The sequence below is a fragment of the Corynebacterium sp. KPL2838 genome, from assembly GCF_040225455.1.
GTDB lineage: Bacteria > Actinomycetota > Actinomycetes > Mycobacteriales > Mycobacteriaceae > Corynebacterium > Corynebacterium rhinophilum.
In genome coordinates, this window is the sequence record NZ_JBEHFT010000013.1 from 43,088 (window position 1) to 63,402 (window position 20,315).

The window sequence follows — 20,315 nt, forward strand, 5'->3', positions numbered from 1 at the left end:
TTATGGCACGCAGGTGTCACCCAGTCCCTTTTCAAGCTACGAACGCAGAACCTCAGACCCCTTAGCTAGGAGCCGCACATGGGCCGCAAGAAAGCAAGCACCGCAAAGAACGATTACGCCTCCCTTTCCGAAAGGCAACGCCGCATCCTTAACGTCATCAGCGATGCAGTGATGCTCCGCGGTTACCCGCCCAGCATCCGCGAAATTGGTGACGCCGCCGGCCTGCAATCCACCTCGTCCGTGGCCTATCAGCTCAAGCAACTGGAGGAAAAGGGCTTCTTGCGCCGTGATCCCAATAAACCCCGCGCGGTCGACGTACGCCACCTCAACACTGACGACGCCGAAAAGAAGCCGGGCCGCAAGGCTAAGGACGTCCCCGATACCTCTGCCCGCGGCCCTGAAGAGTCTGCCGCCGTAGCTTATATTCCCGTCGTTGGCCGCATCGCCGCCGGTGCACCAATCACTGCAGAGGAAAATATCGACACGTATTTCCCCATGCCAGACGAGGTCGTCGGCGGAGGAGAGCTTTATATGCTGCAGGTCGTGGGCGATTCCATGCAGAATGCCGGCATCCTCAACGGCGACTGGGTCATCATCCGGTCGCAATCGGTGGCTGAGGAAGGCGAGTTTGTCGCCGCGCTTCTCGATGGCTCCGAGGCCACCGTCAAGGAATTCCACCGCGATTCCTCTGGCGTATGGCTCCTTCCGCACAACGATGCCTATCCGCCCATCAACGGCGATGATGCGGAAATTATGGGCAAGGTAGTATCCGTCTTCCGCAAACTCTAGGCCCCGGCCAGCTACTTTAACCAAGCCGCACGCGGGTGTTCGCCTGCGGTTGTTGTCGCCGCCGACACTCTGCGCCCGCTTTCTTGAAACCCGCTCTTTGCACTTCGTACGCTGCCCTGTTCCCCGCATAGGGAGCAGGGCCATACGATTTTTAACGCATTCCGCGCCTTTCTGCCTCGCAATCGCGCCCCAAAAAGCCAACTTAAGCGCGCGGGGTTTATTGAGAAAGCACCCCCGAAATAACGGATCCGTAAGTTAAGCGCTACTAGGGTTGGCTTTCAACTAGGGCAAATAAAGCTGACTGACCTGCGCTTTTATCCCAAACCAGACAACAGCGCACACCTTAATTTTTGTTTTCGTCCGATTACCGCCGAATTTTGACACAATGGAGGGAGAAATCCCACATCAGTTAGCTTTCACCGAGCGCCTGCATTCGCAGATGGAGTAACCGCCCGGCCGAAGGCGAGGAGCAAGGAGGGTCCGTGTACGCAGAGGAGCGACGCCGCCAGATCGCGTCCCAAACTGCAGTTGAGGGTCGCGTTAACGTAACCGATTTATCAGAGCGTTTCGAGGTGACTGCTGAAACCATTCGGCGCGACCTAGCCGTACTGGATCGTGAGGGCGTTGTCCACCGCGTTCACGGCGGCGCCGTGGCTTCCCAAGCCTTCCAGACCGCGGAGCTCACCCTCGATACCCGCCAGCGTTCCGCATCTGGGGCCAAGGCCGCCATCGCGCACGCCGCGCTCGACTTCCTTCCCCCTGGCGGCGGCAGCATATTCCTGGACGCCGGCACCACGATTAATACCTTTGCCGAGCTCATTAGCCAGCAATACCCGCAGGCGCAGTTCAATATCGTCTCCAATAGCCTGCCCATCGCACTGTCGCTAGCCAATAGCGGCGTTCCCGATGTCCAGCTCCTCGGCGGGACCGTACGCGCTATCACCCAGGCCGTCGTCGGCGATACCGCCCTGCGCACCATGGCGCTCATGCGCGCCGATGTCGCCTTCATCGGTACCAATGCGTTGACCCTCGATCACGGCTTGTCGACGGCCGATTCCCAAGAAGCAGCCATCAAATCCGCCTTCGTCACGAATGCCCACAAGGTCGTGGTCATGTGTGATTCCAGCAAATTGGGCAACGACTACTTGGTGAGCTTCGCCTCCATTGCAGATATCGATGTCGTCATCACCGATTCCGGCGCGCCGGAATCCTTCGTCGATGCCCTGCGCGAGCGAGAGATCGATGTCGTGCTCGCCAGCGAATAGCTCCAGCATGCGCACGACTTCGCCCTCCCTACCTTGACACCTAGGTAGGGAGGGCGAAGCTCTATGCCGTTAGTTGAACTTTTCTATCTGCTCCATCGCTGCGGCGCGGGCGGCGGAGGGGCCTTCGGAGTTGAGGGCGGCATCGGCAAGCTGTTGGCACTGGTCAAAGGTCAGCTCGGCCAATTGGGCACCAACGCCGGCGACTGCGGTCGATGCAGCAGACAAGGAGTTGACGCCTAGGCCGGTCAATACGCAGGCCAATAGCGGATCGGCCGCGGCCTCGCCGCACACGCCAACCGGTACGTTGTATTCGTGCCCCGCAATGCAGGTGTGCTGGATAAGCCGCAGCACGGCCGGCTGCCAGGGGTCGGTGAGGTACGCAAGCTGCGGTGACAGGCGGTCAGCGGCCATCGTGTACTGGGTGAGGTCATTGGTGCCGATGGATACGAAGTCCAGATGCGGCATGATCTTATCTGCCATCAGCGCTGCTGCGGGCACCTCAATCATCGCGCCCGCGGTCAGGCCGCGCTCCCGGCACAGCTCCGCAAACCACTGGGCTTCCTTCGACGTCGCCACCATCGGTGCCATGACCCAGGTTTCGGCATCGTCGCCGCGGGACTCCGCGGCCTGGGCGATGGCGTCCAACTGGCGCGTCAACAGGGACTCATTATCGCGGGCAATGCGCAGGCCGCGCACACCCAATGCCGGGTTCTCCTCAGAGGACAGCGTGGCATAAGAAATCGGCTTATCGGAGCCAGCATCCAAGGTGCGCACCACGACCTTGGAATCGGGGTAGGCGTTGAAGACCTTTCTGTAAATCTTTGCCTGCTCGTCAACGGAAGGCTCCTCGCTCGCGGACAGAAACGACAGCTCCGTGCGGTAGAGGCCAATCCCCTCTGCCTGCGAGTCGGAGGCAATGCGGGCGGCGTTGCCGTCGGCCACGTTGGCCAAAAGCTGCACGCGGTGGCCGTCCTTGGTTTGCGCTGGTCCAGTCCATTCGGCAACGCGGGCGGCGCGCTCGCGATATTCTTCGACCGCCTTGGTGGATTCTGCCTCGTCCGCGCCCAGCGTCACGGTTCCAAGCGCACCGTCGACGAAGACGAGCGTGCCGCTTTCAATCTCGCGCAGCTTGTTTCCCACGGCAACGATGCACGGAATATCGAGCTGGCGAGCGATGATCGCGGTGTGGCTGGTGGGCCCGCCCAACTCGGTAACGAGCGCGCGGATATGTGCGGTATCCAGGGTGGCGGTATCGGCAGGCGCAAGGTCATCGGCAAAAAGTACCGCTTGGCCTTCCACCATGGGCAAACCGGGCTCCTGCTCGCCGCGCAGCTGGGCGATGACGCGGTCGCGCACGTCCTTCAGATCGGTGGTGCGCTCAGCCATAACGCCGCCGGCCGCCTCAAACATGGTGACGAACTTGTCCGTGGCTCCCACCGTGGCGAACTCGGCATTCTTGCCGGATCGGATGTTCTTGCGCACGGCCTTGTGCCAGCCGCGGTCCTTGACCATGCCGGCGGTTGCGGTCAGCACTTCCGAGGCTTGGCCCTCCGCGGCTGCGGCGCGGTTTTCCAAGCGGCTGGCAACGATATCGACTGCCTCGAGGAAGCGATCGTATTCGGCTTCGCTGCTGGCCTCTTGGTCAATACTTCCTTCAGTAGGCAGGTCCGGCCGGGGGCGCACCCATACGGCTTCTGCATAGGCAACTCCAGCGACAACGCCGGTTCCTTTAACAGTGGACTGAAGCGTATTTTCCATGGCGATACTTCCTTCGAAGATAGCGGCTTATTTATTTCCAGATCATCACAAATCCAACAGAAATGCAATGTATGCCACACGGTTTCTGTTGACTTTCCAACACAATCGGGCAAGAATAAACATTAATGGCGGGCTTAAGCGCGAGTTTCAACCGGACCGACTGCGTGTGGCCCCCAATATACGCACTCTGCGAAAGGGATAAGTTCTCGATGATCCTCACGCTCACCCCAAACCCAAGCATTGACGCCACCCTGGCGCTCAATCAGCAACTGACCTCAGGCGATGTCCACCGCGCCGCCAGTGTTACCCAGGTTGCCGGCGGTAAAGGCGTCAACGTCGCCCACGCGGTTCACCTCGCCGGGAAAGAAACCCTCGCCCTCTTCCCCGCCCGCGCGGCCGATCCATTCATCAACCTCATCCAGGAGGTCCACCTCCCCTACGTCCACGTGGACATGGACGGTGGCGTCCGCGTCAATACCACCATCACCGAGCCAGATGGCACGACCACTAAGGTCAACGGCCCTGGCCCGCTGCTTTCCGATGCCACCCAAGACCACCTCATCGCCACCCTTACCCACCACGCCGAATCCGCCGATTGGGTGGCCCTTGCCGGATCGCTGCCCAAGGGTGTTGACGCCGGGTGGTATACCGACCTCATCAAGGAAATCCGCACTGCCGCCCCGCAGGCGCGCATCGCCGTCGATACCTCCGATGCCCCGATGAAGGCCATCGCCGAGCAGCTCGATTCCGCAGCCCCAGACCTCATCAAACCCAACGGCTTCGAACTGGGGCAGCTCACCGGTCAGGATGGCCTCGCCCTCGAGCGCGCCGCTGCGGCCGGGGATTATAGCCCGGTCGTGGAGGCTGCAAGGGATGTTGTAAAGCGCGGCATCAAGGAAGTCCTTGTCACCCTCGGCGGCGCCGGCGCCGTGCTGGTAAACGCAGACGGCGCATGGGCTGCCACCCCGCCTCCCGTCACGGTGAAATCGACCGTTGGCGCAGGTGATGCCGCATTGGCCGGATACCTACTGGGGCGCACGCAGGGGCAAGGCCCAGCAGATTCCCTCGCACTCTCGGTGGCTTATGGCACCGCCGCGGCCGCCAAACCCGGCACCCAATTCCCCTGTCCCGAAGAACTCGATACCGCCCATACCTCCATTTCCGCTCTATAACTAAGGGAGCCTTCCATCATGGCATCCGATCTCATCACTACCGAACTGGTAGCGCTCGACGCCGACTTCGGCGATAGCGTCGATTCCGTAATCACAAACCTCGCCACCTTGGTGCACGATACCGGGCGCGCAACCGAGGTCGAAGGCCTCGCCCAGCCCGCCATCGACCGCGAAGCCAAGGCCGGCACCGGCGTGCCCGGCGGCGTGGCCATCCCCCACTGCCGTTCCGAGGCCGTCACCGAGCCGACGTTGGCTTTCGCCCGCCTGTCCCGTGGCGTGGATTTTTCCGGCCCCGACGGCGATGCCCAGTTAGTCTTTCTCATCGCCGCACCTGCTGGCGGCGGCAAGGCCCACCTGCAGATTCTTTCCAAGCTCGCCCGCGCTCTCGTGCGCAAGGACTTCCTAGAGGCCCTGCGCACCGCGACGACGAAGGAAGAAATCGTCAAGGAAATCCTCGCCGTCGTCAACGCGGAAAAGCCGAAGAAGAAAAAGCAGGACAACGCGGAGGCTGCTGCAGGTGGGGCCGCGGAAGCGGCATCGGAAAGCGCGGGAGACTCGGCACAAGCTACCCGCATCGTTGCCATCACGGCCTGCCCGACCGGCATCGCGCACACCTACATGGCTGCCGATGCCCTCACCCAGACCGCCGGCGAGCGCGACGACGTCGATCTCACCGTCGAAACCCAGGGCTCGTCCAATAATGAATCGGTCTCGCAGTCCACCATCGATGCTGCCGATGCCGTCATCTTTGCCACGGACGTCGGCGTGCGCGACCGGGAGCGCTTCGCGGGCAAACCCGTCATCGAATCCGGTGTCAAGCGCGCCATCAACGAGCCCGGAAAGATGCTCGATGAAGCCATTGCGGCGGCAAAGAACCCGAATGCCCGCAAGGTTTCTGGCACGGCTACTTCTTCCTCCGCCGAAGAAGAGGGCCAGTCGCTGGGTTGGGGCAAGCGCATCCAGCAGGCGATTATGACCGGTGTGTCCTACATGGTGCCGTTCGTCGCCGCTGGCGGCCTGCTGCTCGCCCTCGGATTCCTCTTCGGTGGCGCCGATATGGCCAATGGCTGGCAGGCACTTTCCACCAATTACTCCCTGTCCAACCTGCCGGGCAATGAAATCACCGTCGACGGCGAGACGATGTCGTTCGAGCATTCCGGCTATTCGCTTTATATAGGCGCAGTGCTCTTTGCCATTGGCCAGGCCGCGATGGGCTTTATTGTCGCCGCACTTTCTGGCTATATCGCCTACGCTTTGGCCGGACGCCCGGGTATTGCGCCGGGCTTCGTCGGCGGTGCTATCGCCGTAACCCTCGACGCGGGCTTTATCGGTGGCCTGGTGACCGGTTTGTTGGCCGGCTTTATCGCCCTGTGGATTGGCAATTGGAAAGTCCCGCGCTGGCTCGGTTCCCTCATGCCGGTGGTCATCATTCCGCTTTTGACCTCCCTGGTCGTTGGCCTGGCGATGTACCTGTTGCTGGGCGCCCCACTGGCTGCGCTGATGGAGGGCCTGCAAGATTGGCTGTCGTCCATGTCCGGGTCTTCTGCCGTAGTGCTCGGCATCATCTTGGGCCTGATGATGTGCGTCGACCTGGGTGGCCCGGTCAACAAGGCCGCCTATCTCTTTGCCACCGCGGGCTTGTCCACTGGCGATGTAGCCTCCATGCAAATCATGGCCGCGGTCATGGCCGCCGGCATGGTTCCGCCCATCGCACTGTCCTTGGCAACCTTCATTCGCAAGTCACTGTTTACTCCTGCTGAGCAGGAAAACGGTAAGTCCGCCTGGCTGCTCGGCCTGTCCTTCGTCTCCGAAGGCGCCATTCCGTTCGCCGCGGCCGATCCGTTCCGCGTCATCCCTTCTATGATGGCCGGTGGTGCCGTGACGGGTGCTATCTCCATGGCGCTGTCGGTCGAGTCCCGTGCCCCGCACGGTGGTGTCTTCGTCGCCTTCGCTATCGATCCGTTCTGGGCTTACCTGGTCGCAATCCTTGCCGGCGTGGCGGTATCCACCGTCGCAGTCTTGGCCATGAAGCAATTCTGGCCAAATAAAACCGTCCAGCAAGCTGCTCAAAAGGCTGCTCCAGAGTCCAAGACCAGTTCCCAGAACGTGGCGGCATAAACCAAACACTCGTACACTGGATCACGATAAATTAACCACAGAAAGGATAAATTCCATGGCTTCCAAGACTGTAAAGGTCGGCTCCTCCGTAGGACTGCACGCACGTCCTGCCTCCATCATTGCTGACGCTGCCGGCGAATTCGACGAGGACATTTTCCTGAACCTTGTTGGTGAAGATGACGATAACGAAACCGACGCCGCTTCTTCCCTGATGATCATGGCCCTCGGTGCTGAGCAGGGCGACGAGGTCACCGTTACCTCTGACAACGAAGGAGCCGTTGAGAAGATCGCCGGCCTCATCGAGCAGGATCTTGATGCTTCCTAAACGCTGCTGCTCATAACTAGCGTTTAAGCACGATTCGTACGCTCCTCGCCTTGATGGCGGGGAGCTTTTGCGATCCGCAGGCAGTTCTTCGCTACCCCTGTGAGCAGATTTAACTCGTTAGTGCAGCACTCAATTGCGGCCATCGGTCGTCGGCCGGTCGTTTCCGTTAGGGCTTCCGGGAGGCGTGGCCCAGGGAGGAAGCCAACGAACCTTTCCTTGTATTCGGGTCAATCGCCCGCGCCGCGGTGGCGCCTTCGGGTCATCGTCGTTAACGCCGTTGTGGTACGGGCAGCAGGTAGCGAGATTAGCGGCATTGGTATTGCCACCGTGCTGCCAGCTTTCTAGGTGGTGGATCTGGCACTCATCCGCAGGATAGTTGCACTTTTCCCAGGGACATACGGGATTGACTGCGGCAGCCATCAACCGCTGCTTCGCGTTGGCGAACCGGGACGTGCGGTACAAATTGACCGGCCCTTCAACGGGATGCACAAGCGTGATGTATCCGTGATCGCTTAAAACCCGGCTCACGAGGTCAGCGCCGCTGATTCGCGAGCCATTGGTGAGCTGCAGGGTTATTTCCTCGCCATCGCCGTCAACGATGCGATCGAGCTCGTCCAAGGTGATGACCACCTGCGTGCTCGCAGTGGTGCGCGCCCCAACCTTCCCGCCAAAGAAGATGGACTTGACCGATTCCAGTGGGCTCTGGTTATCGAGGGCAGCGTGCATATCGGCGACATCGGCGGATTCCCCGGTGATGGTCAACGACCACGGTCCACGGGGCCGGCGGGTTATCCGCACTCCCTTCTTGGGAGTGCGAGGCGGTTGCACATCGCGCAATAGATCGCGCGCCCGCTTGCGCAAAGCCGTGGCACTTCCGCGAAACTCGCATAACTCAGAGCGTATGGCCCAGGCATCGCGCTGGGTCCGGGCTCGCAGCGCGAATTTTTCAATCAGGGTGAGCACGTCAAGCGGGTGCGTTGTCGAGCGCGCCGTGCGTTGCTTGGCACTAAAGGCACAGCGTTCAAAATAGACCTGGCAAAGGTGCACTAAATCGCGCGCGGCGATGTCGCTGGCGCCGCGTTGCATCAATTCGCGCTCGCTTAAGCCCTGGGCAGCAGCAATGATATCCATTCCTTGGCCGAGCGCAGATAGGTAACGGTCGAGTGCGTTCATGCCACCTAGTACAGCGCAGGATCGCGCGCCGCGGCGACCGCGCACATCAAAGCTTGTGGATTACGCGGCCCAGCCTGCCGCCACGGCCCTATTTCGCGGCGGAGTCAACAAAGTTATCCACAGAAATTAGTATTTAGCATCGTGGCCTTCGCCCACGGTTTCGTACAACCGCCTCATAATCGGATACGCAACAATGATGCCGACAGAGCCCCAGGCGATGCCCTCCAGACTCACCCCGCCCACGGTCAGGGTCAGGTTGCCGATGCCCGCGATTAAGGCCACCGCGGCTGCAGTCAGGTTCACCGGGTTATTGAAGTTGACCTCATTATCCATCCAGATGCGCACGCCCAGCATGCCGATAAGCCCATAGAGCACGAGCGTGGCACCGCCGAGCACGCCGGTGGGGATGGTGAAAATCAATGCGCCGAATTTCGGGACGAAGGCCAGCAAGATGGCGGTGAGGGCGGCGACCCAATACGCGGCGGTGGAATACACGCGCGTAGCTGCCATGACACCGATATTCTCGGCATAAGTCGTGGTACCGGAGCCGCCGAAGCCGCCGGCGAGGGAGGAGGCGAGGCCATCGGCAATCAGCGCATCGCCGGCAAGATCGTCTAAGTCGCGGTTGGTCATCTCGGAGACAGCCTTAACGTGCCCGACGTTTTCCGCAATCAGCACCACGAGCACCGGCAGGGCCACGGCGATGGCCGAAAGATGGAACTCAGGGGCATGGAATTCGGGCAGTCCTACCCACGGGGCGGCATCGATGGCGGCCTTGGCATCCTCGCCCAAGTTGCCGGTCAGGGCGGCGAAAATCCAGCCGACGACCACTCCGATGAGGATGGATAGGCGCGAGACCATGCCGCGCCCGGCCACAGTGGCCAAGAGAATAACCAGCAGCGTAATGCCTGCTACCAACGGCTGGCTGGCGAAGTCTTCGGCCGCATTCGGTGCCAGGTTGAGACCGATGAGCGCGACGATGGCGCCGGTAACCGCCGGTGGCATCACAGCATCGAGCACCCGCCTGCCGGCAGCCTTGACCACGATACCGACCGCCACCAGCACCAAACCGGTCACCAGAATGGATCCGGCCTGCGCCGCAATCCCGTATTGCTGCGAGGCTGTCAGCGGAGCGATGAAAGCAAACGACGAGCCCAAGTAGGACGGCAGGCGATTGCGCGTAATCAGCAGGAAGAGGATGGTGCCGATGCCGGAAAATAGCAGCGTGGTATTGACCGGAAATCCGGTCAGGGTGGGCACCAGCAGCGTGGCACCAAACATCGCCACCACATGCTGCATGCCGATGCCAATGGTTCGGCCCCAGCTTAAACGTTCCTCGGGCGCGACCACGGCGCCTGGTGCAATCTTCTTACCGTCGCCGTAGACGGTCCAACCTAGTATGCTCACGAACCACCATTATGGGCCATGGAGCACGAATTTTAGGAATCGTCGTCCACGATGAATTCGGCGAGCTCGCGGGCGGTGGTGGCGGGCAGGCGGACATCGACAAGCGTGCCATTTTCGGTATATTCCTCGCTGCGCACGGTGCCCTCGGCATGCACGCGGGAGACGACATCGCCGCGGGTGAAGGGAACCTGCAGCTTAACGTGGCTATCGCGGGAGTTGAGGAAGAGCTCCACGCGCGCGCTCAGCTCGTCGATGCCCTCCCCCGTGCGCGCCGAAACATAGACGACGTCCTCATGATCCAGGACGTGGCGCAGCTCCGCGAGCACGAGCGGATCGGCCTGGTCGATCTTATTGATCACGATGATTTCCGGCGGGGCCTGCTCACCAGTCTCGCTGACGATATCGTAGATGACTTTATTGACCGCCTCGATTTGCTTGAGCGGGAACGGGTCCGATCCGTCGACGACGTGCAGCATGATATCGGCGGCGAGCACCTCTTCCAGGGTGGATTTGAAGGCCTCCACCAGCTGGGTGGGCAGGTGGCGGACGAAGCCGACGGTATCGGTGAAGACGACCTGGCGGCCATCGGCAAGCGAGGCGCGGCGCGTGGTGGGATCCAAGGTGGCAAAAAGTGCGTCTTCCACAAGCACGCCCGCGTTCGTCATGGCATTAATGAGCGAGGACTTGCCAGCGTTGGTATAGCCCGCAATGGCGATCTGGGCGATCGTGGAGGACTGGCGCCGAGAGCGCTTTACCTCGCGGGCGGTTTTCATCCCGCGCAATTCCTTGCGCAGGCGCGCCATTTCAGTGCGGATGCGCCGGCGGTCGGTTTCGATCTTGGTTTCACCGGGACCGCGCAGGCCCACGCCGCCATTAGAACCGGCGCGGCCACCGGCCTGGCGCGAAAGGTTGCCACCCCAACCGCGGGTGTGGGTATAGAGGTATTCCAGCTGCGCCAGCGAGACCTGCGCCTTGCCTTCCTTGGACTTTGCGTGCTGGGCAAAGATGTCCAAGATGAGCATGGTGCGGTCGATGACCTTGGTATTGAGCGCGCGCTCTAATGCCGTGAGCTGGCCTGGGTTCAGCTCACCATCGCACACGACGGTATCGGCCCCGGTGGCCTCGACAATATCGTGGAGCTCTTTTACCTTGCCCGAGCCGATGAAGGTGCCCGGGTCGGGTTTATCGCGCTTTTGGTAGATCATTTCGACGACGTCGGCACCAGCGGTTTCGGTTAGGGCCGCCAGCTCATCCATCGTGGCTTCGACCTCCGCTACGGTGCCTTCGGTCCACACGCCCACGAGAATGACGCGCTCGAGGCGCAGTTTTCGGTACTCCACCTCGTAGCCATCGGTGGTGTCCTCAGCGCGGATGGAGGTGTCGCGGGTAACGCGACGGAAGGCGTTGCGCTCGGCCAAATCTAGATCGCCGCTGGTCGGCGTGGTTTCCTGCGGGGTATCCGCGTGGTCGCGGAAGGCCTGGGCGAGAAGTTCGTCCTTGCTCGCGGAGCTATCAGAATTCTGCGGGGAAAATTTGTTCATATTGCTATCTATTTTGGCACGTTAGGCGGCTAAACGGGAATTGCGGTTTCCGGGCGTACTGGACAAAGCGATACAATGGTGCCTATGGAAACCACGCAGCCTAGGCCAACGACTACTACCCAGAAAAAGAATACCGAAATGCAGGCCATCGGCTTGGATTTCGAACGCTGGCAGGACGCGGTCGAGGCAGCCATCGCCACGGACCGCCTTGCCGTCACCGGTGAGGTCCGAGGTGGCCAACTCATCCAATACGGCGATCCTTCGGGCGCCCAGCTTAATATCTTGGCGGTAGAGCCCTACGCCACCTTTATTGGTTTCGATGCGGTCACGCAGGGCTTTGCCCACGTGGAGATGTTTAATGACGTGCTAGCGATCATGGACATCATCGATCCCTTCGGCACGCCGCTGGCTCAAGTCACGGCGAATCTCGCGCAGGGTCCACTGTTGGTAGAAGAACCGCGCCAGGAGTGGCAGCAGGTATCGCTGACCGCAATGGGGCTTGATATCACCACCTACGACTCCCCTTCTGCCTACGAGGCCAAGACCGGTGAGTACCCCGCCCTTTTTGACTCCGAAGGCGCACGCGTCATCGCCTCTGGCTCCGGCGCGCAGGCCCCCACGCCCGCAGCTACCTTTGCCGCCCGGGTGATGGAAGCCGAATGGCGCACCAATGAACTCACCGGCGAAAAGTTCGCGCACCTCGTCATGGACGGGCTATTCCCCTTCGATCTCTGCCTGCCGGCGGACCGTGGCGAATTGCCGGCCAAGGATACCGTAATCTCCGGTACGGCCCTGCTCACCGCCGCTATTGACATGCCGTCTGGCGGCTGCGGCGATGGCGGATGCGGTTGTGGATCCGGCGGTTGCGGCTGCGGCGGGCACTAGATTTTAGGCCATGGCTTTCCTTAGCGATCCGCAAAACCGGAGGACACTTGTCTTTATCCTCCTGGTCCTTTGCGCGATCGCGATTGTTGCCACGCTAAAACTGCCCGGCCTCATCATCGCCGCCATGCTGGTGGGCGCGGGGTGGTTTATGCTGCGCACGCGCCCCGATACCGCGGAACGGAGGGCCCTGCGCAGCTCCATTTCGCTTTCGGCGGACGATATCCAGGACGTCATCGCCGAATTCGAGGAATTCGAAACGTCCACGGAGGCCGAGCCGCTGGCGGATCGCACGCTGTACCGGCCCGCGCTGCTGGACCTCGACTGTTCCCACCCCGCCATCGATGCGTTCCACTACGAATTAGCTGGGGCGCGCCGCTTTCTCCGCCGGCTCAATATCCGCATCCACGCCCACGGCATGCGCACGCAGGACTTGGAAGCCCTCCTCCGCGTCACCGATGAGCGCGCCCGCGAGCTAAAAGAATCGTGGCTGGCGGCCCGCCGCGCGGCCTTCCGGCTCGGCCCGGATTACCGCACGCGGCAGATCGACGACGAAAACTAAGGCTTCTACAGGCTCGTTTCGCCCGTCGCGACGATAGCGGACGGGCCCGTCAAGCGCGTACCGTTCTCATAGACCTCGACGGTAACCTCGCCGCCGGGAACGTGGACGTGGACAGTGCCGAGGGCTTGGGTGGCATCGGCAAGCGCGGCGGTAGCTGCCGCGACCGTGCCCGTACCGCACGACCGCGTCTCCCCAACCCCGCGCTCGAAGACGCGCATGTGCACGTGCCCCTCCCGCAGCGGGGTCACCAGCTCAAAATTCACCCCGCCCGGGAAGAAGGACTCGTCGTAGACCGGCGCCGTGAGTTCCTTGGCGGCCAAATCTCTTGACTCCAAGCCCGGAATGACGGCCGCGAGGTGTGGGTTACCCATATCCACCCCGAGGCCGGCGTAGGACTCACCGTCCACGGACGCGGTAGATACCCCGGTCACGCGCGCGGGGCCCATCTCCACGGTGACGCTAGCGTCGGTAGCGTCACAGGAATGCACCGTCACCTGCTTGGCGCCCGCCCGGGTACCGATGGTGAATGCGTCCTCGCCTACCAAGTCGTGCGAGCGCAGCCAGTGGGCAAAGACGCGGGTGCCATTGCCGCACATTTCCGCCACGGACCCATCGGCGTTGCGGTAATCCATGAACCAATCGGCGGAATCCACCCCGTCCGGAAGTGCCGCCAACTCGTCCGCGTCCACGAGGGCGCCGGCGCGCACAACGCGCAACAGGCCATCGCCGCCGATGCCCGCCCGGCGGTCACACAGCGCCGCCACGCGCTCTGGTGAGAGCGGCGCCTCGGCGTCAAAGTCTTCTACGATGACGAAGTCATTTTCGGTTCCATGGCCTTTGGCAAATTTCATGCCTTCTACCCTAGCGCCGAAGCGCGTGCAAAGCCTCGGCGGTAGTATCGCCCGCGGCATCGAGCCAGGTAATGCGCTTATCGCGGTTGAACCAGGAACGCTGGCGGCGCACGTACCGGCGGGTGCCAGTAATCGTGCGTTCTACCGCATCCTCCCACGTCAGTTCGCCGCGCTGGGCTTGTAGCACCTGCGCATAGCCAATCGCGCGGCCCGCGGTGGAATCGGCCACAAGCCCCTTATCCTGCAGGCGCTCTACTTCTTCGACGAGGCCTTGCTCAAACATGAGGCGCGTGCGCTTTTCGATGCGCGGGTTCAACCACTCGCTATCCGTCCGCAGCCCCAGCAGCTGCATCCCCCACCGGGGCGGGCCGTTCTTCGGCGGCTGGCTGGCCTTAAAAGGCTTGCCGGTCAGCTCGATGACTTCCAGCGCCCGGACGGTGCGGCGAGGGTCTTTATCCTCAATGATTGCGGCCGCAGCTGGATCGACGCGCGCCAGCTCGGTGTGGAGTGCGTCCGTTCCGATGTCGGCGCGGCGGGCCTCGTATTTGGCCCGCACCTGCGGATCTGTGGGCGGGAATTGCCAATCATCCACCAATGCCTGGGCATAGAGCATCGATCCGCCGACGAGGATGGGCGTCTTGCGCCGGGACATGATGTCCTCGATATCGCGCAAGGCGGCCTGCTGATAACGCGCCACGGAAGCGGTTTCCGTCACGTCCCAGACGTCGAGCTGGTGGTGCGGAATACCTTCGCGCTCTGCGGGGGAAAGCTTCGCGGTCCCGATATCCATGCCGCGGTATAACTGCATGGAATCGACATTGACCACTTCCCCATCGAGCTCATGGGCTAGGGCAACCCCGAGCGCGGATTTACCGGAGGCTGTGGGGCCAACTACTGCGATGGGGCGCATGAAACCTCCCAACCTGCCACGTAGCGGCCCACTCCAAGGGTCGCATCCGCCGCCTTCACCTGCGCGCACTTGGGCGTGCAGGCTGCAAGCTCCAGCCAGAGCTCCGGCTCTTCCACGCCGCGTTGCTGAAGCCACTCGACATCGCTGCTTGTCGATGCCCCCATCAACATCTCCTCGCACCACCGGTGCGTCTCCTGCGCGCCGGGGATGAGGGCCAGCGGTGCCCTCTCGGTAAGCCCCGCGCTACCGTCTAGGACCACAATGCTAAGGACCTTAGGGGCTGGTGTACCTAGGTGATCGCGGCTATCTCGAACCGTTATCTGTGGAACCGTGGAAAGAACGTAGCGGGCCATAATTTCTGGCAGGTAGCTGCCGGCGCCCGTGTGTACTTGGGGGGCTCCCCAGGCGCGCAGGCTTCCGGTGTGGCGGGTGTGCCAGCGTGAGGATCGGGATCCGATAATTTCTGCCTCGCTAATGCCGACGGCCGCGGCTTCGACCGCCAGCGTGCGCGCCGCCGCGAGCAGTGCCCGCGAGGCGGCGTCATTGGGGGCTAGCTCGACTGCCAGCGCCGGCGAGGCGGGCATAACCATGAGATTGAACATTATTCCTCCATACTATCTACCCAAGAGGAGGTAATTAAATAGATTCTAGGCACACGGGGATTTTTCGCGGTAATGTAACCAGTGATTTCATCCGGCAGCCGTGACGCGCGGCGATATATGTCTAGGAGGGCTTTCCATGTCTCCCACCCCTACTCCAGGTTCCATGCCCAAAAAGGGGCCCCGCCCCACAGCCAAGCCCGTCCCCGTGCAATCACCGAACAAAAACGATCCGGCCAAGTGGGGGCGCGTCGATGCCGATGGTAGCGTCTTCGTTTCCGCCCCCGAGGGCGAGCGCAAGATTGGGGAGTGGCAGGCAGGTACTGCGCAAGAGGGCCTCGAGCACTTCGGCGCCCGCTTTGACGACCTAGCCACCGAGATCGAACTCTTGGAGGCTCGCCTGCGCGCCAACCCCAGCGAAGCCGCAGGAATCAAAGAGACCGCCGCGGAATTGCGCGAGACCCTGCCTACCGCCGCGGTCATTGGCGATATCGCGGCGCTGGATCGCCGCCTGGGCGCGGTCATCGATCACTCCGTAGTGGCTGGGGAACAAGCGCAGGCAGATAGGGAAAAGCGCCGGCAGGACGCGATTGCTGCGAAGGAAAAGCTCACCGCCGAGGCTGAAGAAATTGCCGAAAACTCCACGGAATGGAAGGCTGCGGGCGACCGCATTCGCGCCATTTTGGAAGAGTGGAAGCAGATTAAGGGCATCGATAAACAGACCGATGACGGCCTGTGGAAGCGTTATTCTCGCGCCCGTGATTCCTTTAATAGGCGCCGCGGTTCACACTTTGCGGAGCTCGATCGTGCCCGTGCCGCAGCGCGAAAGAAAAAGGAAGAGCTGGTCGAGCGCGCTGAGGCTATCCAAGATTCCACCGATTGGGGCCCCACCGCCCGCGCCTACCGCGACCTGATGGCGGAGTGGAAGGCCGCCGGCCGTGCCCCGCGCGAGGTCGATGACCAGCTGTGGGCAAAGTTCCGCGCGGCCCAGGACCGCTTCTTTGATGCCCGCAATGCCGTCAACGACGAACGGGATCGCGAGTTTGCCGAAAACGCCAAGGCGAAAGATGCGCTGCTTGCGGAATATGATAGCCAAATCGACCCGTCCCAGAGCATGGACAAGGCCAAGGCTAAGCTGCGCGAGCTGCAGGAAAAGTGGGAGGAAATCGGATTTGTACCCCGCAACCAAGTCCGCGAGTACGAGTCCAAGATTGAGCAGCTAGAAAAGCGCGTCACCCAGGCTGAGGAATCCGAATGGCGGCGCACCGACCCTGAAGCTCAAGCTCGCGTAGCCCAGTTCCAGGCCAAGGTGGAAGACTTTAAGGCCCAATCTGCGGCCGCGGAGGCTAAGGGCAAGGAGAAAAAGGCCGCGGAGCTGCGCGCGCAGGCGGAGCAATGGCAGGAATTTGCTGATGCCGCTGCCAATGCCGTTAACGATAAATAGTGCACCTCGTACAGATTGCGCGCCCGACCCAGGTAGCTGAGGCTGAACCGGCGGATTGCATTCGGTCCTTCGTTTTCTGGGCTAACTTGGCGGCGCAGGAAGCCAGCGGGGATGCGGCGGCGTCTACCTCTCCCAGCCGCGTGGTGCACCGCCTGCAAGGGTCAGGAGAATCGCAGACCTATCTTTTCGCCGTGGTCGATGGGCCGATAACGCTCGGTCCTGTATCCGAGCTTGGTCTGCCGCAAATCCCCGCCACGGCCCCGAGTCCTGAACTGGACTATGTGGGATTTATCCACATCAGCTTGCCGTTACTAGAAGAGCGGAATGCCGCGGAAATCGAGTGCGTCCTGTGCGATCTGCCGCTGCCCGGTGAGCCTCTTGATACCAAGGGGCAGAAAGTGGCTACATGGATGGGAGATACAGCCTTAAAAATTGCCCAGCAGCTCGGCCGCAGCGTCGCGCACGTGGGTCTGCTGCATCCGCCGGGAACGGCACCGGAATATGACGCGATGGCAGAAGCTTACCAATCGCTGGGCTTTACGCAGCGCCATAGTGAGCGGCAACTAGCCATCGATATTCCAGAGCACCCGGCTGCTGCCCTATTTCCGCCCGGGCTTTCGGCCGCGGTATGGCAGGACTACGCCATTCCGGAAGAATATATCGACGATGTCATGCGGCTTTTAACGGTCGCCTCCGCGGATGCCGATACCGGCACCCTGTCTACCGAACCCATCGTCTGGTCTAGGCAGCGATTGGAGGAGGCGCACCAACGCCTGCGTTCGCGGCGCGGACATACGTTGCTCGTAGCGCTCATTGATGACGCCGGCGATATCGTGGCGCTAACCGAGCTGGCGCGCCACGAGGCGGCGGATCCGGAGGTCTGCGAATGGACCCTCACCGTCACCGACCGCGACCACCGCTGGCAAGGCTTGGCGCAATTGGCAAAACTCACCGCCCTGCACGAGGTCAACCGAGCGTGGCCGCAGGTGCGCCGCTGCTATTGTTCCGTCGCCGCCGGTGACGCAGCTATGAACGCGCTATACGCACGGCTCGGGGCGCGGGAAATCTCCCAATCCTCAGCCTGGGAGCTGCACCTTTAGCCCTCCTGCTGGTGACGGTGGCGCTCGGCGGCCTTCTTGCGGCGGTCATCGATAAGCATCTCCTGCGGCTGTGGGGACGCAATATCGGACTGGATTTTGCCTACCTCATCCAGCTGGCCCGCCGAGGCGCGGACCTTCTCCTCGGCCGCGCGTTGCTCCGGGCTGCGGCGCAGGGCGACGAGGCTAAAGCCCAAGAAGGCCAGGAAGGTGGCCAGCATGCCCACCCACATGCCAATGGCCGGGCCGTCTGCGGTGGAGCCGCGGTACCAAAAGCCCCACAGGTTGACGAAGAAAGAAACCGTCACCATCATCCACGCAATCAGCCCGAGGGTGGCGCGGCGGGTCAGCAAGGTCGCCGTCGTCAGCACGCCCACGCCGAGTAGCGCGAGCCACGCGGAGACGGTTTCCATCAGCGAGATCTTCACCCCATCATCGGTGGTGCCAAAACTCAGGACCTGCCACCCGTGGGCAGAGCCGGCATAAGGAACGATGAGGTAGACAATATAGGCCGCCACAGCGATCCACAGCGTTAGCTTCTGCCCACGCAGATCCATGGTTTGTGCTGCTCGGCGCTCCGCCTGTGCCGCCTCCTGGGCGGCGCTGGTGGTATTTCGCTCTGTCATGGCACCCTAGCCTACTCCCCCGGTTAGCAGCCGCAGGAATCCGCTGTGGCAGCGCCGGCGGGCTTGCCGATGCCCGGCAGTCCCAACCCCACCCCAATGGGAGCGGTAGTGGGGGTTTGGCCCGCCGCCGACATGTCGCCGGCCTTGGTGCGGGTGTGGGTGGCTACTGCGGCATCGGCAAGCAAGAAGAACGAGCCTGCACCGGTGACCTTGGTGCGCACGACGTCGCCGGGGCGAATCTCGGCGGAGATATCCGCGCCGTTGTCGTCGATGGGGCTAAAGTGCACGAGGCGCCCATCGCGGGCTCGCCCCGACATGCGGTGGGTCTCATCGTTCTTGCGCCCGCCTTCAGCCTGGACCAAGAGCTCCACCTCAGTGCCCACGAGCTTCTGATTCTCTTCTGCCTGGATGCTATCCTGCAGCGCAACGAGCCGCTCGAAGCGATCCTGGACGATTTCCTTAGGCACTTGGTTTTCCATCTCCGCCGCGGGGGTGCCAGGGCGCGGGGAATACTGGAAGGTAAACGCCGAGGCGAAGCGAGCGCGGCGAACCAACTCCATGGTGTCCTGGAAATCCTCTTCGGTCTCGCCCGGGAAGCCGACGATGATATCGGTAGTAATCGCCGCGTTTGGAATCTTCTCGCGGACTTCATCGAGAATGCGCAAAAACTTCTTCGTGCGGTAGGAACGGCGCATGTCCTTCAAGACCTTATCCGAGCCGGACTGCAGCGGCATATGCAGCTGCGGGCACACCGCCGGGGTTTCCGCCATGGCGTCGATGACATCCGAGGTAAATTCTGCCGGGTGCGGGGAGGTAAACCGCAGACGCTCGAGGCCGTCGATCTTTCCCACCTCGCGCAGCAGCTTAGAGAAAGCGAAGCGATCGCGCGGCATTTCTGGATCGGCGAAATTCACGCCATAGGCGTTGACGTTTTGGCCCAGCAGGGTGACCTCAGAGACGCCCTGGTCCACCAGCGCTTGTACCTCGGCCAGGATATCGCCCGGCCGGCGGTCCTCTTCCTTACCGCGCAGGGAGGGAACGATGCAGAAAGTGCAGGTGTTATTGCAGCCTACGGACACCGACACCCAACCCGCGTAGGCGGATTCGCGCTTAGCGGGCAAAACCGAGGGGAACGCCTCTAGCGAATCGACGATTTCTACCTGGGCTTCCTCGTTATGGCGGGCGCGCTCGAGGAGGGTTGGCAATGCCGCCATATTGTGGGTGCCGAAGACGGCATCCACCCACGGTGCGTTGTCAAGGACAGTGTCTTTATCCTTTTGCGCAAGGCAACCGCCCACGGCAATTTGCATGCCTGGGTGGTTCTCCTTCGTCTTCTTCAATGCGCCCAGCGTGCCGTACAGGCGCTTGTCGGCGTTTTCGCGGACTGCGCACGTATTAAAGACGATGAGATCCGGCTCCGTGGCCTCGTCTGCGGCCGCGTAGCCAGCTTCCTCAAGCAGGCCAGAGATGCGCTCGGAATCGTGCACATTCATCTGGCAGCCGAAGGTTCGGACTTCATAGGTACGGGTTTCAGGAATTGTCTGCTCCACGTCGGCATAGTCTAGCCATCACCCAGAACAACTCATAACTGTCGCTGCTAGGCGCCCATGAAGGCTGGAAGATGAGACCAGGGCGTGGTGCACTGCGTTAGGGTGCGCACCCGCTGTGCGTGGGGATGCGCGCGCTAGTGCCTAGGTTAGTGTCCCACTAGGCGTACGGTGTTATGTCCATGAGGTTTTTGGACTTGGAGTCCAGCTACTTTGTGGACTCGGAGTCTAGGGACTTTGTGGACGCGG

At 61.9% G+C, this 20,315-nt stretch carries 18 protein-coding genes; 9 read left to right on the forward strand and 9 right to left on the reverse strand.

Annotated features, from left to right (window positions below; all coding sequences use genetic code 11):
- The first annotated feature begins 78 nt into the window (after positions 1-78).
- Positions 79-789, forward strand: coding sequence for a transcriptional repressor LexA (gene lexA / locus ABRP98_RS06200; RefSeq protein ID WP_349858096.1), 711 nt, complete (start codon positions 79-81; stop codon positions 787-789).
- Between the two features lie 482 nt (positions 790-1,271).
- Positions 1,272-2,054, forward strand: coding sequence for a transcriptional regulator SugR (gene sugR, locus ABRP98_RS06205; RefSeq protein ID WP_005278900.1), 783 nt, complete (start codon positions 1,272-1,274; stop codon positions 2,052-2,054).
- Between the two features lie 69 nt (positions 2,055-2,123).
- On the opposite strand, the gene ptsP is transcribed toward sugR, so the two are convergent.
- Positions 2,124-3,812: a phosphoenolpyruvate--protein phosphotransferase gene (ptsP, locus tag ABRP98_RS06210; protein ID WP_349858098.1), complete on the reverse strand. Its 1,689-nt coding sequence runs from the start codon at positions 3,810-3,812 to the stop codon at positions 2,124-2,126.
- Positions 3,813-4,021: 209 nt separating this feature from the next.
- Here ptsP and ABRP98_RS06215 point away from each other — a divergent pair, with 209 nt between their 5' ends.
- Genes ABRP98_RS06215 through ABRP98_RS06225 form a run of 3 tightly spaced genes read left to right on the forward strand, consistent with a single transcriptional unit; the run spans position 4,022 to position 7,427 of the window.
- The gene (locus ABRP98_RS06215) at positions 4,022-4,984 is read left to right on the forward strand and encodes a 1-phosphofructokinase family hexose kinase (protein ID WP_349858100.1); all 963 of its coding nucleotides are present in this window, start codon (positions 4,022-4,024) and stop codon (positions 4,982-4,984) included.
- Between the two features lie 18 nt (positions 4,985-5,002).
- Positions 5,003-7,102 (forward strand): PTS fructose transporter subunit IIABC, encoded by a 2,100-nt coding sequence (locus tag ABRP98_RS06220; protein WP_349858102.1) that lies wholly within the window; start codon positions 5,003-5,005, stop codon positions 7,100-7,102.
- A gap of 55 nt (positions 7,103-7,157) precedes the next feature.
- A complete protein-coding gene (locus ABRP98_RS06225; RefSeq protein ID WP_349858103.1) occupies positions 7,158-7,427 on the forward strand; it encodes an HPr family phosphocarrier protein in 270 nt (89 codons plus the stop codon).
- 129 nt (positions 7,428-7,556) lie between these two features.
- On the opposite strand, the gene ABRP98_RS06230 is transcribed toward ABRP98_RS06225, so the two are convergent.
- The 3 genes from ABRP98_RS06230 to hflX all read right to left on the reverse strand — a co-directional run bounded on the left by ABRP98_RS06230 (position 7,557) and on the right by hflX (position 11,548).
- Positions 7,557-8,600, reverse strand: coding sequence for an HNH endonuclease signature motif containing protein (locus tag ABRP98_RS06230; RefSeq protein ID WP_349858105.1), 1,044 nt, complete (start codon positions 8,598-8,600; stop codon positions 7,557-7,559).
- Between the two features lie 126 nt (positions 8,601-8,726).
- Positions 8,727-10,007 (reverse strand): uracil-xanthine permease family protein, encoded by a 1,281-nt coding sequence (locus ABRP98_RS06235; protein ID WP_349858106.1) that lies wholly within the window; start codon positions 10,005-10,007, stop codon positions 8,727-8,729.
- A gap of 32 nt (positions 10,008-10,039) precedes the next feature.
- Positions 10,040-11,548: a GTPase HflX gene (gene hflX, locus ABRP98_RS06240; protein ID WP_284796044.1), complete on the reverse strand. Its 1,509-nt coding sequence runs from the start codon at positions 11,546-11,548 to the stop codon at positions 10,040-10,042.
- A gap of 75 nt (positions 11,549-11,623) precedes the next feature.
- Here hflX and ABRP98_RS06245 point away from each other — a divergent pair, with 75 nt between their 5' ends.
- On the forward strand, positions 11,624-12,433 hold the full coding sequence (locus ABRP98_RS06245) for a hypothetical protein (protein WP_349858107.1): 810 nt from the start codon (positions 11,624-11,626) through the stop codon (positions 12,431-12,433).
- Positions 12,434-12,443: 10 nt separating this feature from the next.
- A complete protein-coding gene (locus ABRP98_RS06250) occupies positions 12,444-12,992 on the forward strand; it encodes a hypothetical protein (RefSeq protein WP_349858108.1) in 549 nt (182 codons plus the stop codon).
- A gap of 5 nt (positions 12,993-12,997) precedes the next feature.
- Here the strand turns inward: ABRP98_RS06250 and dapF are convergent, their stop codons facing one another.
- Genes dapF through ABRP98_RS06265 form a run of 3 tightly spaced genes read right to left on the reverse strand, consistent with a single transcriptional unit; the run spans position 12,998 to position 15,355 of the window.
- Positions 12,998-13,843: a diaminopimelate epimerase gene (gene dapF / locus ABRP98_RS06255; RefSeq protein ID WP_349858109.1), complete on the reverse strand. Its 846-nt coding sequence runs from the start codon at positions 13,841-13,843 to the stop codon at positions 12,998-13,000.
- Between the two features lie 10 nt (positions 13,844-13,853).
- On the reverse strand, positions 13,854-14,753 hold the full coding sequence (gene miaA, locus ABRP98_RS06260) for a tRNA (adenosine(37)-N6)-dimethylallyltransferase MiaA (RefSeq protein WP_349858111.1): 900 nt from the start codon (positions 14,751-14,753) through the stop codon (positions 13,854-13,856).
- On the reverse strand, positions 14,735-15,355 hold the full coding sequence (locus ABRP98_RS06265; protein ID WP_349858112.1) for a hypothetical protein: 621 nt from the start codon (positions 15,353-15,355) through the stop codon (positions 14,735-14,737). Before ABRP98_RS06265 ends, miaA begins: the two co-directional genes overlap by 19 nt.
- Positions 15,356-15,491: 136 nt before the next feature.
- Here ABRP98_RS06265 and ABRP98_RS06270 point away from each other — a divergent pair, with 136 nt between their 5' ends.
- Together ABRP98_RS06270 and ABRP98_RS06275 are read left to right on the forward strand one after the other, a co-directional pair.
- Positions 15,492-16,796 (forward strand): DUF349 domain-containing protein, encoded by a 1,305-nt coding sequence (locus ABRP98_RS06270; RefSeq protein WP_349858113.1) that lies wholly within the window; start codon positions 15,492-15,494, stop codon positions 16,794-16,796.
- The gene (locus ABRP98_RS06275; RefSeq protein WP_349858115.1) at positions 16,796-17,896 is read left to right on the forward strand and encodes a GNAT family N-acetyltransferase; all 1,101 of its coding nucleotides are present in this window, start codon (positions 16,796-16,798) and stop codon (positions 17,894-17,896) included. Before ABRP98_RS06270 ends, ABRP98_RS06275 begins: the two co-directional genes overlap by 1 nt.
- Here ABRP98_RS06275 and ABRP98_RS06280 read toward each other — a convergent pair.
- The gene (locus ABRP98_RS06280) at positions 17,893-18,519 is read right to left on the reverse strand and encodes an Rv2732c family membrane protein (RefSeq protein ID WP_284769646.1); all 627 of its coding nucleotides are present in this window, start codon (positions 18,517-18,519) and stop codon (positions 17,893-17,895) included. The genes ABRP98_RS06275 and ABRP98_RS06280 overlap by 4 nt on opposite strands.
- 23 nt (positions 18,520-18,542) lie before the next feature.
- A complete protein-coding gene (miaB, locus tag ABRP98_RS06285; RefSeq protein WP_284769645.1) occupies positions 18,543-20,069 on the reverse strand; it encodes a tRNA (N6-isopentenyl adenosine(37)-C2)-methylthiotransferase MiaB in 1,527 nt (508 codons plus the stop codon).
- Positions 20,070-20,315: the final 246 nt, after the last annotated feature.

Excerpts from the sequence above, each read along its gene's own strand:
- dapF (WP_349858109.1), bottom strand. The coding sequence starts at position 13,843 with ATGAAATTTGCCAAAGGCCATGGAACCGAAAATGACTTCGTCATCGTA.
- ABRP98_RS06220 (WP_349858102.1), top strand. The coding sequence starts at position 5,003 with ATGGCATCCGATCTCATCACTACCGAACTGGTAGCGCTCGACGCCGAC.
- ABRP98_RS06280 (WP_284769646.1), bottom strand. The coding sequence starts at position 18,519 with ATGACAGAGCGAAATACCACCAGCGCCGCCCAGGAGGCGGCACAGGCG.
- ABRP98_RS06245 (WP_349858107.1), top strand. The coding sequence starts at position 11,624 with ATGGTGCCTATGGAAACCACGCAGCCTAGGCCAACGACTACTACCCAG.
- ABRP98_RS06230 (WP_349858105.1), bottom strand. The coding sequence starts at position 8,600 with ATGAACGCACTCGACCGTTACCTATCTGCGCTCGGCCAAGGAATGGAT.
- ABRP98_RS06270 (WP_349858113.1), top strand. The coding sequence starts at position 15,492 with ATGTCTCCCACCCCTACTCCAGGTTCCATGCCCAAAAAGGGGCCCCGC.
- ptsP (WP_349858098.1), bottom strand. The coding sequence starts at position 3,812 with ATGGAAAATACGCTTCAGTCCACTGTTAAAGGAACCGGCGTTGTCGCT.
- miaA (WP_349858111.1), bottom strand. The coding sequence starts at position 14,753 with ATGCGCCCCATCGCAGTAGTTGGCCCCACAGCCTCCGGTAAATCCGCG.
- lexA (WP_349858096.1), top strand. The coding sequence starts at position 79 with ATGGGCCGCAAGAAAGCAAGCACCGCAAAGAACGATTACGCCTCCCTT.
- ABRP98_RS06265 (WP_349858112.1), bottom strand. The coding sequence starts at position 15,355 with ATGTTCAATCTCATGGTTATGCCCGCCTCGCCGGCGCTGGCAGTCGAG.
- hflX (WP_284796044.1), bottom strand. The coding sequence starts at position 11,548 with ATGAACAAATTTTCCCCGCAGAATTCTGATAGCTCCGCGAGCAAGGAC.
- ABRP98_RS06250 (WP_349858108.1), top strand. The coding sequence starts at position 12,444 with ATGGCTTTCCTTAGCGATCCGCAAAACCGGAGGACACTTGTCTTTATC.
- ABRP98_RS06215 (WP_349858100.1), top strand. The coding sequence starts at position 4,022 with ATGATCCTCACGCTCACCCCAAACCCAAGCATTGACGCCACCCTGGCG.
- ABRP98_RS06225 (WP_349858103.1), top strand. The coding sequence starts at position 7,158 with ATGGCTTCCAAGACTGTAAAGGTCGGCTCCTCCGTAGGACTGCACGCA.